The 13,724-nt window shown below is 73.2% G+C and carries 13 protein-coding genes; 8 read left to right on the top strand and 5 right to left on the bottom strand.

All coding sequences use genetic code 11. The annotated features are described in order from the left end of the window. Window positions 1-5: 5 nt before the first annotated feature. Both ACFUUZ_RS14755 and ACFUUZ_RS14750 read left to right on the top strand, forming a co-directional pair. The gene (locus ACFUUZ_RS14755) at window positions 6-653 is read left to right on the top strand and encodes a TetR/AcrR family transcriptional regulator (protein ID WP_378696250.1); all 648 of its coding nucleotides are present in this window, start codon (window positions 6-8) and stop codon (window positions 651-653) included. Continuing rightward, the gene (locus ACFUUZ_RS14750) at window positions 650-2,326 is read left to right on the top strand and encodes an FAD-binding dehydrogenase (RefSeq protein WP_378696248.1); all 1,677 of its coding nucleotides are present in this window, start codon (window positions 650-652) and stop codon (window positions 2,324-2,326) included. Before ACFUUZ_RS14755 ends, ACFUUZ_RS14750 begins: the two co-directional genes overlap by 4 nt. Window position 2,327: 1 nt before the next feature. Here ACFUUZ_RS14750 and ACFUUZ_RS14745 read toward each other — a convergent pair whose 3' ends face one another. The 4 genes from ACFUUZ_RS14745 to ACFUUZ_RS14730 all read right to left on the bottom strand — a co-directional run bounded on the left by ACFUUZ_RS14745 (window position 2,328) and on the right by ACFUUZ_RS14730 (window position 5,575). Then, window positions 2,328-3,152 (bottom strand): IclR family transcriptional regulator, encoded by an 825-nt coding sequence (locus ACFUUZ_RS14745; protein ID WP_378696246.1) that lies wholly within the window; start codon window positions 3,150-3,152, stop codon window positions 2,328-2,330. Window positions 3,153-3,292: 140 nt separating this feature from the next. Continuing rightward, window positions 3,293-3,553, bottom strand: a complete 261-nt coding sequence (locus ACFUUZ_RS14740) for a three-helix bundle dimerization domain-containing protein (protein WP_378696244.1) — start codon at window positions 3,551-3,553, stop codon at window positions 3,293-3,295. Window positions 3,554-3,714: 161 nt separating this feature from the next. Then, the gene (locus tag ACFUUZ_RS14735) at window positions 3,715-4,782 is read right to left on the bottom strand and encodes a diacylglycerol kinase (RefSeq protein WP_378696242.1); all 1,068 of its coding nucleotides are present in this window, start codon (window positions 4,780-4,782) and stop codon (window positions 3,715-3,717) included. 1 nt (window position 4,783) lies between these two features. Continuing rightward, window positions 4,784-5,575: an SDR family oxidoreductase gene (locus tag ACFUUZ_RS14730; RefSeq protein ID WP_378696240.1), complete on the bottom strand. Its 792-nt coding sequence runs from the start codon at window positions 5,573-5,575 to the stop codon at window positions 4,784-4,786. Window positions 5,576-5,687: 112 nt separating this feature from the next. On the opposite strand from ACFUUZ_RS14730, the gene ACFUUZ_RS14725 reads away from it, so the two are divergent. From ACFUUZ_RS14725 to ACFUUZ_RS14700, 6 genes are all read left to right on the top strand, one after another. Beyond that, entirely contained in the window at window positions 5,688-6,548 is an 861-nt protein-coding gene (locus ACFUUZ_RS14725; protein ID WP_378696238.1) for a helix-turn-helix domain-containing protein, read from the top strand. 328 nt (window positions 6,549-6,876) lie between these two features. After that, window positions 6,877-8,298, top strand: a complete 1,422-nt coding sequence (locus ACFUUZ_RS14720) for a family 2B encapsulin nanocompartment shell protein (protein WP_378696236.1) — start codon at window positions 6,877-6,879, stop codon at window positions 8,296-8,298. Window positions 8,299-8,301: 3 nt separating this feature from the next. Further along, window positions 8,302-10,581 carry a germacradienol/geosmin synthase gene (locus ACFUUZ_RS14715; protein ID WP_378696234.1) on the top strand — a complete coding sequence of 760 codons (2,280 nt, stop codon included), beginning with the start codon at window positions 8,302-8,304 and terminating at the stop codon, window positions 10,579-10,581. Further along, window positions 10,578-11,954: a family 2B encapsulin nanocompartment shell protein gene (locus ACFUUZ_RS14710; RefSeq protein WP_378696232.1), complete on the top strand. Its 1,377-nt coding sequence runs from the start codon at window positions 10,578-10,580 to the stop codon at window positions 11,952-11,954. Before ACFUUZ_RS14715 ends, ACFUUZ_RS14710 begins: the two co-directional genes overlap by 4 nt. A gap of 35 nt (window positions 11,955-11,989) precedes the next feature. Next, window positions 11,990-13,021, top strand: coding sequence for a polyprenyl synthetase family protein (locus ACFUUZ_RS14705; RefSeq protein WP_378696230.1), 1,032 nt, complete (start codon window positions 11,990-11,992; stop codon window positions 13,019-13,021). Then, the gene (locus tag ACFUUZ_RS14700) at window positions 13,018-13,323 is read left to right on the top strand and encodes an NUDIX domain-containing protein (RefSeq protein ID WP_378696228.1); all 306 of its coding nucleotides are present in this window, start codon (window positions 13,018-13,020) and stop codon (window positions 13,321-13,323) included. Before ACFUUZ_RS14705 ends, ACFUUZ_RS14700 begins: the two co-directional genes overlap by 4 nt. On the opposite strand, the gene ACFUUZ_RS14695 is transcribed toward ACFUUZ_RS14700, so the two are convergent. Next, complete coding sequence (locus ACFUUZ_RS14695) at window positions 13,324-13,710, bottom strand: hypothetical protein (protein WP_378696226.1); 387 nt, start codon at window positions 13,708-13,710, stop codon at window positions 13,324-13,326. Window positions 13,711-13,724: the final 14 nt, after the last annotated feature.

The following is a 13,724-nucleotide window of genomic DNA, read 5'->3' as shown; positions in this document are numbered from 1 at the left end:
GGGCGATGATGCCTGCGGTCGGCGGCAGACGGGTCACGCGGCGGCGCGAGGAGACGCGCGGCCGGTTGCTCGCCGCCGCCTACGAGGTCTTCGCCGAGGACGGCTTCGGCCGCGCCACCGTGGAGAAGGTCTGCGAGCGCGCGGGCTTCACCCGCGGCGCCTTCTACTCCAACTTCACCTCGCTGGACGAGCTCTTCCTCGCCATGTGGGAGCAGCGCTCGGCCGCCATGGTCGAGGGCGTCGCCGCCGCGCTCGACGAGCTCGCGGCGGGCGCCGAGCCCGACCTCGCCGCCATGGTCGCCCGCTTCGAGCAGGCCGTCCCGGTGGAGGAGGCCTGGTACCGGATTACCGCCGAGTTCACCACGCACGCCCTGCGCAACCCCGCGCTGCGCCGGGTCACCGCCGCGCGCGAGGAGTCGATCGTGGCCGCGCTGGTGCCGACCGTCGTCGCCGCGCTGGAGCGCACCGGCCGCGCCGTCCCCGACCCCGCCGCGCTCGGCCGCGCGCTGGTCGCGGTGCACGACGGCACCAGCCTGCAGATCGTGCTCGCCCCGGACGACCCCGAGGTGCGCCGCGAGCGCACCGAACTCCTCCGGCGGGTGGTGCTCGCCTACAGCACGCCCCGGCGGACCACCACGGAAGGACAACCATGACATCGATCGGCAGCGAACCCGAGGTGATCGTCGTCGGGGCCGGGCTGGCCGGGCTCGTCGCCACCTACGAGCTCACCAGGGCCGGGCACCGGGTGCGCGTGCTGGACCAGGAGAACCGGGCCAACCTGGGCGGGCAGGCGTTCTGGTCGCTGGGCGGGCTGTTCCTGGTCGGCACCCCCGAGCAGCGCAGGCTCGGTATCGAGGACTCCTACGAGCTGGCGCTGCAGGACTGGTACGGCTCGGCAGGCTTCGACCGCGAGGACGAGGACCACTGGGCGCGCCGCTGGGCCGAGGCCTACGTCCGCTTCGCCGCCACCGAGAAGCGCGAGTACCTGCGCGAACTCGGGCTGCGGGTGACCCCGCTGGTCGGCTGGGCGGAGCGCGGCGGCGCGCTCGCCGACGGCCACGGCAACTCGGTGCCGCGCTTCCACCTCACCTGGGGCACCGGCCCCGAGGTGGTCCGGGTCTTCCTGGAGCCGGTGCTCGCCGCCGAGCAGCGCGGGCTGGTGACCTTCGAGTTCCGGCACCGGGTGGACGAGCTGGTCGTCGCCGACGGCGGCGTCACCGGGGTGCGCGGCAGCGTGCTGGAGCCCAGCGACCTGGCGCGCGGGCAGGCGTCCTCGCGGGAGGTCGCCGGAGAGTTCGAGTTCCGCGCGCAGGCGGTGGTGGTGACCTCGGGCGGGATCGGGCACAACCACGACCTGATCCGGCGCAACTGGCCCACCGAGCGGCTCGGGAAGTGCCCCGAGACGCTGATCTCCGGCGTCCCCGCGCACGTGGACGGCCGGATGCTCGGTATCTCCGAGGCCGCGGGCGGGCGGATCGTGAACCGGGACCGCATGTGGCACTACACCGAGGGCATCGTCAACTGGGACCCGATCTGGCCGGACCACGCCATCCGGATCATCCCCGGCCCCTCCTCGCTGTGGTTCGACGCCGAGGGCAAGCGGCTGCCCGCCCCCTGCTTCCCCGGCTTCGACACCAACAGCACCATGAAGGCCATCCTCGCGGGCGGCCACGACTACTCCTGGTTCGTGCTCACCCAGTCGATCATCGAGAAGGAGTTCGCGCTCTCGGGCTCCGAGCAGAACCCCGACGTCACCGGCAAGGACATCAAGCTGGTGCTGAAGAGCCGGGTGGCCAAGGGGGCGCCGGGCCCGGTCGAGGCGTTCAAGAAGCACGGCGTCGACTTCGTCGTCGCCGACACGCTGCCCGCCCTGGTCGACGGGATGAACGCCATCGCCCGCGGGCCGAAGATCGACCACGACGAGCTGGAGCGCCAGATCGTCGCGCGGGACCGCGAGATCACCAACAAGTTCACCAAGGACGCCCAGGTCATGGCGATCCACAATGCCCGCAACTTCTTCGGCGACAAGGCGGGGCGGGTCGCCAAGCCGCACCGCATCCTGGACCCGGAGGCGGGGCCGCTGATCGCGGTCCGGCTGAACATCCTCACCCGCAAGACGCTCGGCGGGCTGCAGACCGACCTGGAGTCCAGGGTGATCGGCCCGGACGGCGGGCCACTGCCAGGGCTCTGGGCCGCGGGCGAGGTCGCCGGGTTCGGCGGCGGCGGGGTGCACGGGTACAACGCGCTGGAGGGGACGTTCCTCGGCGGCTGCATCTTCTCCGGCCGCTCGGCCGGGCGGGCGATCGCCGCGCAGCTGTCGCGCTGAGTCAGTAGCGGCCGGGGGGCTGCGGGCGCAGCGAGCGCCCGCACTCCTGGGCGACCTCGACGAGCAGCCCGGCCAGCCGGGCGGTGTCGAGCGCGGGGAGTTCGGCACCGGCCCTGGTGGAGAGCGAGAGCGCGGCGACGACCGAGCCGCGGGTGCGCACCGGGACGGCGACGCAGGTGACGCCCGCGAAGGACTCCTCGCAGTCCACCGCGACGCACTGCCTGCCGCGGATGCGGGAGAGCTCGCGGTTCAGCTCGACCCGGTCGCAGATGGTGCGCGGGGTGAGCCGGGGCAGCGGCTCCCTGGCCGCGGCGACGACGCCGCGCTCCTGGGCGGCGAGCATGGCCTTGCCGAGCGCGGTGCTGTGCGCGGGCATCCGGCCGCCGAGCCGGGTGGGCAGGGTGTGCCCGGAGCGGCCGACCTTGTCCAGGTAGAGCACGTCGCGACCGTCGAGGACGCCGAGGTGGCCGACCATGTCGGCGCGGTGCGCGAGGTCGTGCAGCAGCGGGCTCACCGCCTCGCGCACCTCGCTGTGCTCGGCGGCGAGCCCGCCGAGCTCCAGGGTGCGGGAGCCGAGGCGGTAGCCGCCGGGTGCGTGCGCGAGCCAGCGCAGCTTGATCATCTGGTCCAGGATGCGGTGCACCGTCGAGCGCGGCAGCCCGGTCCGCTCGCACAGCTCCACCAGGGTGAGGGTGGGCGCGGCGGCGTCGAAGGCCTCCAGGATCAGCGTCATCCGCTCGATCATCGACACCGGCGCGGAGCCGGGGCAGCGGCCTGCGGTCGAGCGGGTCCCGTGGTCCGCGTGGGGTAGCGCGTCGACCGTCATCACACATCCTCCAAAGACTGGCGGCACCAGCTTAGGGGGAATCCTGGCGTGCACACACAATTCCGGACGGTTCTATCGTGTGACACATCACAGGCTTTCGGGCGCGACGCGGCAGCAAACCCGACGCGGACCGGCCGGGGTCAGGATTCGGCGCGCTCCGCCTCCGCCGCGTCCTGCAGCTGCTCGCGGGTGTTGCGCTCGGCGAGCAGCGGCAGGAAGGTGTCGACGGTGGCGCCCTCGGCGACCTCCTCGTACGACTCGTGCAGCGCCCGCTCGATGGTGGACTCGTCGGCGACGTCGCCGTACTCCTGCTCCAGGCGCCTGGCCGCGGCCTGCAGGGCGAGGTCGGGGTCGAGGGTCGGGTCGTGCTGCGGGGGTGGGGCGATGTGCTCGTCGCTCATCGGAGATCTCCTCGGTGCGGGGTCGGCACGGCACGGGTCCTGCGTACCGTTCGTCCGATTACCCGGCGGGTTCCGGGCGACACCACGCCCAGGGTGAACACCCGGCACCGCTCCGGTTAACGGCGGACCCGCCCCGGTGGCGACCACCGGGGCGGGTTCGGTCAGCGCGCGGCGGGCGCGGTGACGAGCGGCAGGTCGAGCGCGGTCAGGATGCCGGGGGCGGCGGCGACCACGGCGGGCACCGCGTTCACGATCCGCATGGCGGTGCCGATCAGGGTGGCGTGGTTGTGGTCGCCGTTGCGGCTGGAGGCGACCAGGTCCAGCGCGTACGACGGCTCGCCGGTGATCCGCACCTGGTAGCAGCCCTCCGGGTGGGTGGGCTGCGGCCACTCCGGGCACAGGTCGGGGCGCAGCCGGGTGACGTGCTCCAGCACTGTGACCACCCGGTCCCCCACCATGCCGCGCACCTCGAAGCGCAGCGCCGCCGCGCTGCCCGCCTCGATGTGCCCGGTGGCGATGTCGAAGGACTCCGGCGCGGGGGCGCGCTCGTAGGTCTCGGTGACGGCGTCCAGCTCGACCCCGATCCCGGCGGCGAGCTGCCGCACCACGCTCCCCCAGGCCAGGGCGAGCACGCCGGGCTGCAGCAGCATCGGCGTCTCGTCCATGGGCTTGCCGAAGCCCATGATGTCCACCATGACCGCGCGGTTGTCGTAGCTGGCGTAGTCGACGATCTCCAGGCAGCGCACCTGCTCGACGGAGAGGCAGGTGCCGGTGAGCGCCAGCGGGAGCAGGTCGTTGGCGAAGCCGGGGTCGATGCCGTTGACCCACAGCGTCGCCCCGCCCGCCGCCGCGGCCTCCTCGATCGGGCGCAGCAGGTCGTCCGGCAGCACGCCGTACGGGTACTGGAAGAAGACCGGGGCGCAGGCGACGACGTCGACCCCGGCGCGCAGGATCGCCGCCAGCTCCTGCACCGCCTCGAACAGGCGGTTGTCGGTCATGGCGCAGTAGACGACGCAGTCCGGCCGCGTCGCGAGCAGGGCGTCGGTGTCGGTGGTGGCGGCGACGCCGACGGGGTCGGGCAGCCCGGCCAGGGTGGCGGCGTCGACGCCCGCCTTGGCGTCGGAGCTGACCCGCACGCCCGCCAGTTCGAGGTCGGGGTTGGCGATGATGCCTGCCAGGGCGTGGCTGCCGACATTGCCGGTGCCGAAGAGCGCTACGCGAAGTGTCATGTCACAGATCCGGGATCGGGAGGGCGAGGTTGGGGGTGATCAGGCCGCCGTCGGCCTCCAGCACCTTGCCGGTGAGGTAGGCGCCTGCAGGCGAGGCCAGGTAGACGGCGGCGGCGGCGATGTCGTCAGGGGCGCCGAGCCTGCGCAGCGGAGTGTTCTTCTCGATCTCGCCGCGCATGCCCGGGTCGTTCGCCACGATGTCCAGCGCCGAGGTGTGCACGGCGCCGGGGGCGATGGCGTTCACCCGGATGCGCGGGTTCAGGTCGAGCGCGGCGAGCCGGGTGTAGTGCGCGAGCGCGGCCTTGGCGGTGCCGTAGGCGGCGAAGGCGCGGCCGGGCAGCCTGCCCATGGTCGAGGTGATGTTGATGATCGACCCCTCCCCCGCGCTCTCCAGGATGTGCGGGACGGCGGCGCGGGTGAGCGCGTGCGCGGTGCCGACATTGAACTCGAAGGCGGCGGTCAGCGCCTTCGGGGTCAGATCGAGCAGCGGGGTGGGCGGGGCACCGCCGACATTGTTGACCACGATGTCGAGCCGGTCGAAGCGGGCGACGGCGGCGTCCGCGAGCCCGGCGACCGCGTCCAGGTCGCGCAGGTCGGCCGGGACGACGTGCGCCTGCCTGCCGCGCGCGGTGACCCGCTCGGCCACCTCGTGCAGCTGGTCTTCGGTGCGCGCCGAGATCAGCACGTCCGCACCGGCCTCGGCGAAGGCGAGCGCGATGGCGGCGCCCAGCCCGCGACCCGCACCGGTCACGACGGCGACCTTGCCGTCGAGCCGGAATCTGTCCAGGATCATGACCCTCCCATGCTGTCGAATATTCGACATTAGAGCGACTAATATTCGTCATGGTACGAACCAGTGCGCGCGGATCACAAGGGCTCGCGCGGAATCCGGTCAGGAGGTCGCCGTGGATCGCTCGCCCTCGCCGCCGACCAGGCGGGTGCTGGAGGTGCTCACCCTGCTGGCGGACACGCCGGAGGCGCTGCCGGTGGCCGCGGTGGCGGACCGGCTCGGGCTGGCCCGCGCGACGGTGACCGCGATCCTGGCCGAGCTGGACGCGGCGGGCTGGGCGCAGCGCGACGCCGAGCGGCGCTACCGGCTCGGCCCCGCCCCCGCCGCGCTGCTCGGCGCCGCTCCCGACACCGGGGTCGCCGAGGCGCTGGCCGCGCTGGTCGCCCGCACCGGCGCGGGCGCGACGCTCTCCCGGGTGGACAGCGACGGGATCACCGTGCTCGCGGTGCGGCACGGGCCGGACCGCGATATCGCGGGGGTGCCGCTCGGGCACCGCATCCCGATCCGCTTCCCGGTGGGCGCCGCCGTGCTGCCCTGGCGGCCGCGGGCCGAGCTGCGGCGCTGGCTGGCCACCGCGGCCGACACCGAGCGCGCGGCCGCGCTGCCGGAGCTGGTGCGGGAGCGCGGGGTGGCGGTGTTCGGGCCGCGCCCCGAGGACGCGAACACCGTCGAGCTGCTCGCCGACCTGCTCACCGCGCTCGGGCCGGAGATGCTGGAGCCGCGGTTGCGCACCAGGACGCTGCGCGGGTTGAGCGAGCTGACCGGGCGGCCGTACACCGCCGCGGATCTGGACTCGGCCGAGCCGCTGCCGGTGAGCTACCTGGCGGCGCCGGTCTTCGACGGGGAGATCGCCACGCACGAGGTGCAGTTGGGGCCGCTGCGCTCGGCGGTGACCAGGGGCGAGCGGGACGGGTACGTGGCCGCGACAATCGCTGCCGCGCAGCGGATCAGCGCCGCGCTGGGTGCGCAGCGCTGATCGCGAAACGGCCGAGCACTCCGCGGCTCCGCGGTCCACACGGTCCCGCCGTCCGAGTCTTCGCGGATCACGGCACACCCGTTCGGTTTCCGAGCCGTTCCACCGAGCACGTCCGATTCCGACCCGGCCCCGACAAGATCACCGGTCGGTAAATACGGGCAAAGGGGTTCCCCAACAACGTTTTTCGATCGCTGGCGGTCGCGATCCAGTCTCGGCTACCATTGCGCACGCACCATTCACTAACCGGGGGATTGCTGCTCTAGCCCTCCGTTTTCGCTCTCGGACGTCACCTGCTGCACGCACGCATACCGCGAAACGAGAAGAGCCCATGACTGAACTGGCCGAACCCATGTCCGGACTCGACGATGCTGCTCAGTTGAGCCTCAGTACCGATGCCGCGCGAAATCTCGCCACCACCACCAAGTCCGCACCGCAAATGCAGGGCATCACCTCGCGGTGGCTGCTGCGTTTGCTGCCCTGGGTGCAGGCCGACGGCGGCGTGTACCGGGTGAACCGGCGGCTCACCTACACCCTCGGCGACGGGCTGATCGCCTGCTTCACCGCCGCGGGCGAGACCAAGGTGCTCGCGCCCGATCTGCGCGAGCTGCGCTACCTGCGCGACTTCGCCGACGACGGCGCGCTGCAGGCGCTCGCGGACCGCTTCGTCGAACGGCGTTACGAGCGTGGCGAAGTCATCGCCGAGGCCGGGCGCCCGGCAGACGCGCTGGTGGTGCTCGCGCACGGCAAGGCCGACAAGCGCGGCACCGGGCGGTACGGCGAGGAGACCAGCCTGGAGGTGCTCTCCACCGGCAGGTTCTTCGGCGAACAGCTGCTCGTCGACGAGCGAACGCCCGCGGATTTCACGGTCAGGGCGGTCACGCCGTGCACCGTCCTGGTGCTCACCGAGCGGGCGCTGGCCGAGGCGGGCGACCGCATCGGGCCGCTGCGCGAGCACGCCCGCACCGCCCGGCTGGCGGAGACCACCCGGAACGGTTCGGCCAATCCGTACGGCGAGGCCTCGATCGACCTGCTCTCGGCGCACGAGGGCGAGCCGCGGCTGCCCGGTACCTTCGTGGATTACGAATTGTCCCCGCGCGAGTACGAATTGAGCGTCGCGCAGACCGTGCTGCGGGTGCACAGCCGGGTCGCCGACCTCTACAACAAGCCGATGGACCAGATCGAGCAGCAGCTGCGGCTGACCATCGAGGCGCTGCGCGAGCGGCAGGAGGACGAGACGGTCAACAACCGCGACTTCGGGCTGCTGCACAATGCCGCGCCGGAGCAGCGGATCAGCACCCGCTCCGGCCCGCCCACCCCGGACGACCTGGACGAGCTGCTCGCGCTGGTGTGGAAGGAGCCGAGCTTCCTGCTCGCCCACCCGAAGGCCATCGCCGCCTTCGGCGCCGAGTGCAGCAAGCGCGGCATCTACCCGTCGAGCACCGAGCTGAACGGACACACGGTGCCGTCCTGGCGCGGCGTTCCGCTGCTGCCGTGCAACAAGCTCGGCGTCTCCGCGACCCGCACCACCTCGATGCTGCTGCTGCGCACCGGCGAGGCCGCACAGGGCGTGATCGGGCTGCGGCAGACCGGGATTCCGGACGAGTACGAGCCGGGGCTCAACGTGCGCTTCATGGGGGTCGACGACCGCGCCATCATCTCGTACCTGGTCAGTACCTACTACTCGGCGGCGGTCCTGGTGCCGGACGCGCTCGGCGTCCTCGACGACGTGCAGCTCGGCGCCGAGAGCTGACCCGTGCAGCCCTTCCGACTGCCGGAGTTCTACACCGCCCACCCGGCCCGGCTGAACCCGCACGTGGAGACCGCGCGCACGCACACCAAGGACTGGGCCTACGAGATGGGCATGCTCGGCGACACCGTTGGCGGCGCGGTGGTGTGGACCGAACCGGCCTTCGACGGCATGGATTACGCCGGGCTGTGCGCGTACACCCACCCGGAGGCGGACGCGCCGACCCTGAACACCGTGACCGACTGGTACACCTGGGTCTTCTACTTCGACGACCACTTCCTGGAGCGGTTCAAGCGCACCGGCGACCTGAGCGGTGCGCGCGACTACCTCGATCGGCTCGCCACCTTCATGCCCGCGGACGGCGCCGCCGCGCCGGAGCCGACGAACCCGGACGAGCGGGGGCTGGGCGACCTGTGGGCGCGGACGGTGCCCGCCATGTCGGCGCGGTGGCGCGAGCGGTTCGCGGAGAGCACCAGGAACCTGCTGCTCGACTGCGTGTGGGAGCTGCGCAACATCAATACCGCGCGGGTGCCGAACCCGATCGACTACATCGAGATGCGGCGCAAGGTCGGCGGCGCGCCGTGGTCGGCGGATCTGGTGGAGTACGCACGGGGCACCGAGATCCCGGAGCCGTTGATCGGGACGCGGGCGATGCGGGTGCTGAAGGACACCTTCTCGGACGCCGTGCACCTGCGCAACGACATCTTCTCCTACCAGCGCGAGACCGAGCAGGAGGGCGAGGTCAACAACGGCGTCCTGGTGGTCGAGCGGTTCTTCGGCTGCTCGCCGCAGCAGGCCGCCGATATCGTCAACGACCAGCTCACCTCGCGGATGCACCAGTTCGAGAACACGGTGCTGACCGAGCTGCCCGCGCTGTTCGAGGAGCGCGGGCTGGACGCCGCGCAGCGCGCCGCGGCGCTCTCCTACGCGCAGGGGCTGCAGGACTGGCAATCCGGCGGGCACGAGTGGCACCTGCGCTCCAACCGCTACATGAACGCGTCGGCGGACACCGGGTCGATGCCGCTCGGCCCGAGCGGGATCGGCACCGCGCTCGCCCGGCCCGGCTTCTGGCGCGGGCTGGCCGGGCCGGGCGGCGCGCGCAGCCACACCCCGGTGCCGTTCACCCGCACCGGCCCGCTGCCGCTGCCGGAGTTCGACGTCCCGTTCGATCTCGGGCTGAGCCCGCACCTCGGCACCGCGCGGGCGGAGAGCGTGGCGTGGGCCGAGCGCGTCGGGTTCCACGATCCGTTGCCGGAGCTGGGCGGTCGGCAGCTGTGGACCAGGGCCGACACCGTCGGCTTCGATTTCGCGCTGTGCTCGGCGGGGCTCGACCCGGACGCCACCGCGGCGGCGCTCACCCTGTCCGCGGAGTGGCTGACCTGGGGCACCTGGGGTGACGACTACTTCCCGGTGGCCTTCCCGGCCACCGGCTCGGTCGGCTCGATGGCCGCGGCGAAGGCGTGCGCCGCCCGGCTGGCGGAGTTCATGCCGGTCGAGCCGGGGGCCGGTCCGGCGCCGGGCAACCCGCTCGAACGCGGGTTGGCCGAGCTCTGGCCCAGGACCGCGGGGCCGATGGCGCCCACGGCCAGGGCCACCTTCGCGGCCGCGGTGAACTCCATGGTCGAGAGCTGGCTGTGGGAGCTCGCCAACCACATCCAGCACCGGGTGCCCGACCCGGTGGACTACCTGGAGATGCGGCGCCGCACCTTCGGCTCGGAGCTCACCATCGCGCTGTCCAAGCTCGCCCGCGGCGGCAGCGTGCCGGACGCGGTCTTCGAGTCGAGCACGATGCGCGGCATCGAGCACGCCGCCCAGGACTTCGGCTGCCTGATCAACGACCTGTTCTCGTACCAGAAGGAGATCGAGTACGAGGGCGAGCTGCACAATGCCGTGCTGGTCGTCGAGGCGTTCTTCGGCTGCGGCCGGGAGCGGGCCGCCGCCGTGGTCGATGACCTGATGCGGGCCAGGATGCGCCAGTTCCAGCGGCTGGTCGCCGAGGAGCTGCCGGTGCTGTTCGAGCTGCACGGGCTGGACGCGGGTGCCCGCGCCGGGGTCACCGCCTACATCGGCGAGCTGCGCGACTGGATCGCGGGCATCCTGCACTGGCACCGCGGCACCAGCCGGTACCGGCCGGAGAACCTGCGCCATCCGGTCGGGCACGCGCCCGCGGCCGCCCCCCGGCTCGGCGCACCGCGCGGCATCGGCACCTCGGCGGCGCGCATCGCCCCGCGCGCGCCCGGCCGCCGCCTGCCCGCCCCCGCCCTCGAGGGAAGGAACGCTTCGTGACCACATTCGACGCCGCGGAGGTGCGCACCGCACTCCACACCGCGGCGGCGAGGACCCTCGCCACCACCACCAAGTCCGTGCCGCAGATGCAGGGCGTCAGCCCGCGCTGGCTGCTGCGGATGCTGCCCTGGGTCGAGGTGGCGGGCGGCACCTACCGGGTGAACCGGCGGCTCGCCTACACCGTCGGCGACGGCCGCGTCACCTGCACCGCGGCCGGCGGCGAGTACCGGCTGGTGGCGGCGGAGCTGCAGGAGCTCAGGGCGCTGCGCGGACTCGACGACGACGCGCTGCGAACGCTCGCCGCCGCCTTCCGGCAGCGCGAGTACCGCGCCGGGGAGACGCTGTGCGAGTTCGGCAACGAGGTCGACGGCATCCACGTGATCGCGCACGGCCGGGTCACCGTCGACGGGCAGAACGGCTACGGCGAGCCGGCCCGGCTGGAGGTGCTCGACGAGGGCGCGCACCTCGGCGCCGACCTGCTCACCGGTTCCCGGCCGATCTGGGAGGTCACCGCGACGGCCGAGACGGCATGCACCGTGCTCACCCTGCCGCGCGAGCGGCTCGTCCCGCTCCGCACCGAGATCGCCGGTCTGGCCGCGCATCTCGACGCCTTCACCGAGGTGTCCGGCACCGACCGGCACGGGCAGGCGGCGATCGACCTCGCCGCGGGGCACGACGGCGAGCCCGCGATCCCGGGGACCTACGTCGACTACGAGCCGCGTCCGCGCGAGTACCCGCTCAGCGTCGCGCAGACCCGGCTGCGGGTGCACACCCGCGTCACCGACCTCTACAACACCCCGATGAACCAGCTGGACCAGCAGCTGCGGCTGACCGTGGCGGCGCTGCTGGAGCGGCAGGAGCGCGACCTGCTCACGCACCCCGACTACGGCCTGCTGCACGCCGTCGACCGCACCCAGCGGGTGGTGCCCGCGAGCGGCCCGCCGACCCCCGCGGATCTGGACCGGCTGCTGGCCCGCCGCCGCAAGACCGCGTTCTTCCTCGCCCATCCGCGGGTCATCGCGCAGTTCGGCCGGGAGTGCACCGCGCGCGGCCTCTACCCGGAACCGGTGCTGGTCGAGGGCAGGCGGGTGCAGGCGTGGCGCGATATCCCGCTGCTTCCCTCGGACAAGATCCCGATCTCGCCCGCCCGGACCAGCACCATCCTGGCGATGCGGGTCGGCGAGCGCGACGACGGCGTGATCGGGCTGCGGCAGACCGGGGTCCCCGACGAGTACCGCCCCGGCATCTCGGTGCGCTTCAGCGGCATCGACGACCGCGCGGTGGCCACCTACCTGGTGAGCGCGAACCACGCCGCGGCGGTCCTCGTGCCGGACGCGCTCGGCGCGCTCACCGACGTGCACGTGACCCGCTGACCCGTTCCCATCCCTGCGAACCGAGGACACCGCTCATGACCCGGGAAATCGCCGAGGATCACCTCGCCGACGCCGTCACGCGGGGCCGCGCCGCCTGCGCCGCGACGCTGCGCACCGCCGTGCACGACATGCCACCCGCCGTCCGCCACATCGCCGGTTACCACTTCGGCTGGTGGGACCGGGACGGGCGGCCCGAGCAGCACCCAGGCGGCAAGGCGCTGCGGCCCGCCTTCGTGCTGGCTGCCACCGCACTCGTCGGCGGTGACACCGAGAACGCGCGGAACGCCGCGGCCGCCGTCGAACTGGTGCACAACTTCTCGCTGCTGCACGACGACGTCATGGACCGCGACACCACCCGCAGGCACCGGCCGACGGTGTGGGCGGTCTTCGGCATCGGGCCCGCGATCCTGGTCGGCGACGCGCTCGCCGCGCAGGCCTTCGCCCTGGTCACCGCGGGTGCCGACGGCACGGCCGCGGCGGCGGCCGAGCTGCTGAACCGCGCGGTGCTCGAGCTCGTCGCAGGCCAGTGCGCCGACCTGAGCTTCGAGACGCGCCACGATGTCACCGTCGAGGAGTGCGTGGCGATGACCGACCGGAAGACCGGCGCGCTCTTCGGCTGCGCCGCCGAGCTCGGCGGGCTCTACGGGCACGCGGGCCCGGGCGAGCTGCTCCGGCTGCGCGAGGTCGGCAGGCTCGTCGGCCGCGCCTTCCAGCACGTCGACGACCTGCTCGGGATCTGGGGCGACGCGCAGCACACCGGCAAGCCGGTCTACTCCGATCTGCGGCGCCGGAAGAAGTCGCTGCCGGTCGTGTTCGCGCTGAACTCCGGCACGGCGGCGGCGGACGCGCTGGCCGCGCTGTACCGCCGGGCCGATCCGCTGGACGACGCCGAGCTGCGCACCGCGGCCGGGCTGGTCGAGGCCGCGGGCGGGCGGGCCTGGAGCCGGGAGCAGGCCGCCGGACTCAGCGCGCGGGCCAGGGCGATGATCGCCGAGCTGGCGAGCGACCCGGCGGCCGGGGCGGAGCTGGACATGCTGGCCGCGCTGGCCGCGGACCGCACGTGGTGAGCCGCGAACTGCTGCCGGTCGAACTGGTCGACGGGGCAGGCGTCGCCGTCGGCACCTGCTCGGTGGCGCGGGCGCACCGGTCCCCGGGCCTGCTGCACCGCGCGTTCTCGGTCCTGCACTTCGACAGGGCCGGGCGGGTGCTGCTGCAGCAGCGGGCCGCGGTGAAGACCCGCTCTCCGCTGCGCTGGGCCAACAGCTACTGCGGCCACCCGGCGCCGGGGCAGTCGGTCGCCGAGGCCGCCGGTATCCGCCTGGGCGGGGTGCTCGAGCTCGCGCTCAGCAGGCAGCTCGCCCCCTGCTGATCAGCGCTCCGGTTCGATGTCGCGGTCGAGCGCGGCGACCTCGGCGTCGAACCGGGCCAGCGCGTCGTCCACGAGGTCGAGGGCGGAATCGAGCCCGCCGAAGCCGGCCGGGCCGTCCAACATGCCGGTGAGCTCGTCGCGGAGCGCGCGGATCTCCGCGAGCGCGGGGTCGACGCGCGACCAGGCGACGCTCCGGTGCCACGGCTCGTCCGCCAACCAGGACACCAGGACGTCGCGGACCAGGACGGCGTCGACGGTGTAGAGCTGGAACCGGTCGCCGCCCGCCCCGTGCTCGAGTTCGTACACCCCGTCCGGTAGCCGCCGGGCCAGGATGTGGCCCGCGCCGCGCCGGATCTCCAGCAGCGGGGCGCGGTTCTCGGCAGACACGAATCCGAGTGTCG

The organism is Nocardia sp. NPDC057353 (assembly GCF_042667085.1).
Lineage (GTDB): Bacteria > Actinomycetota > Actinomycetes > Mycobacteriales > Mycobacteriaceae > Nocardia.
The sequence above is the reverse complement of the archived record's forward strand: the minus strand, read 5'-3'. Positions and strand labels throughout refer to the sequence as shown.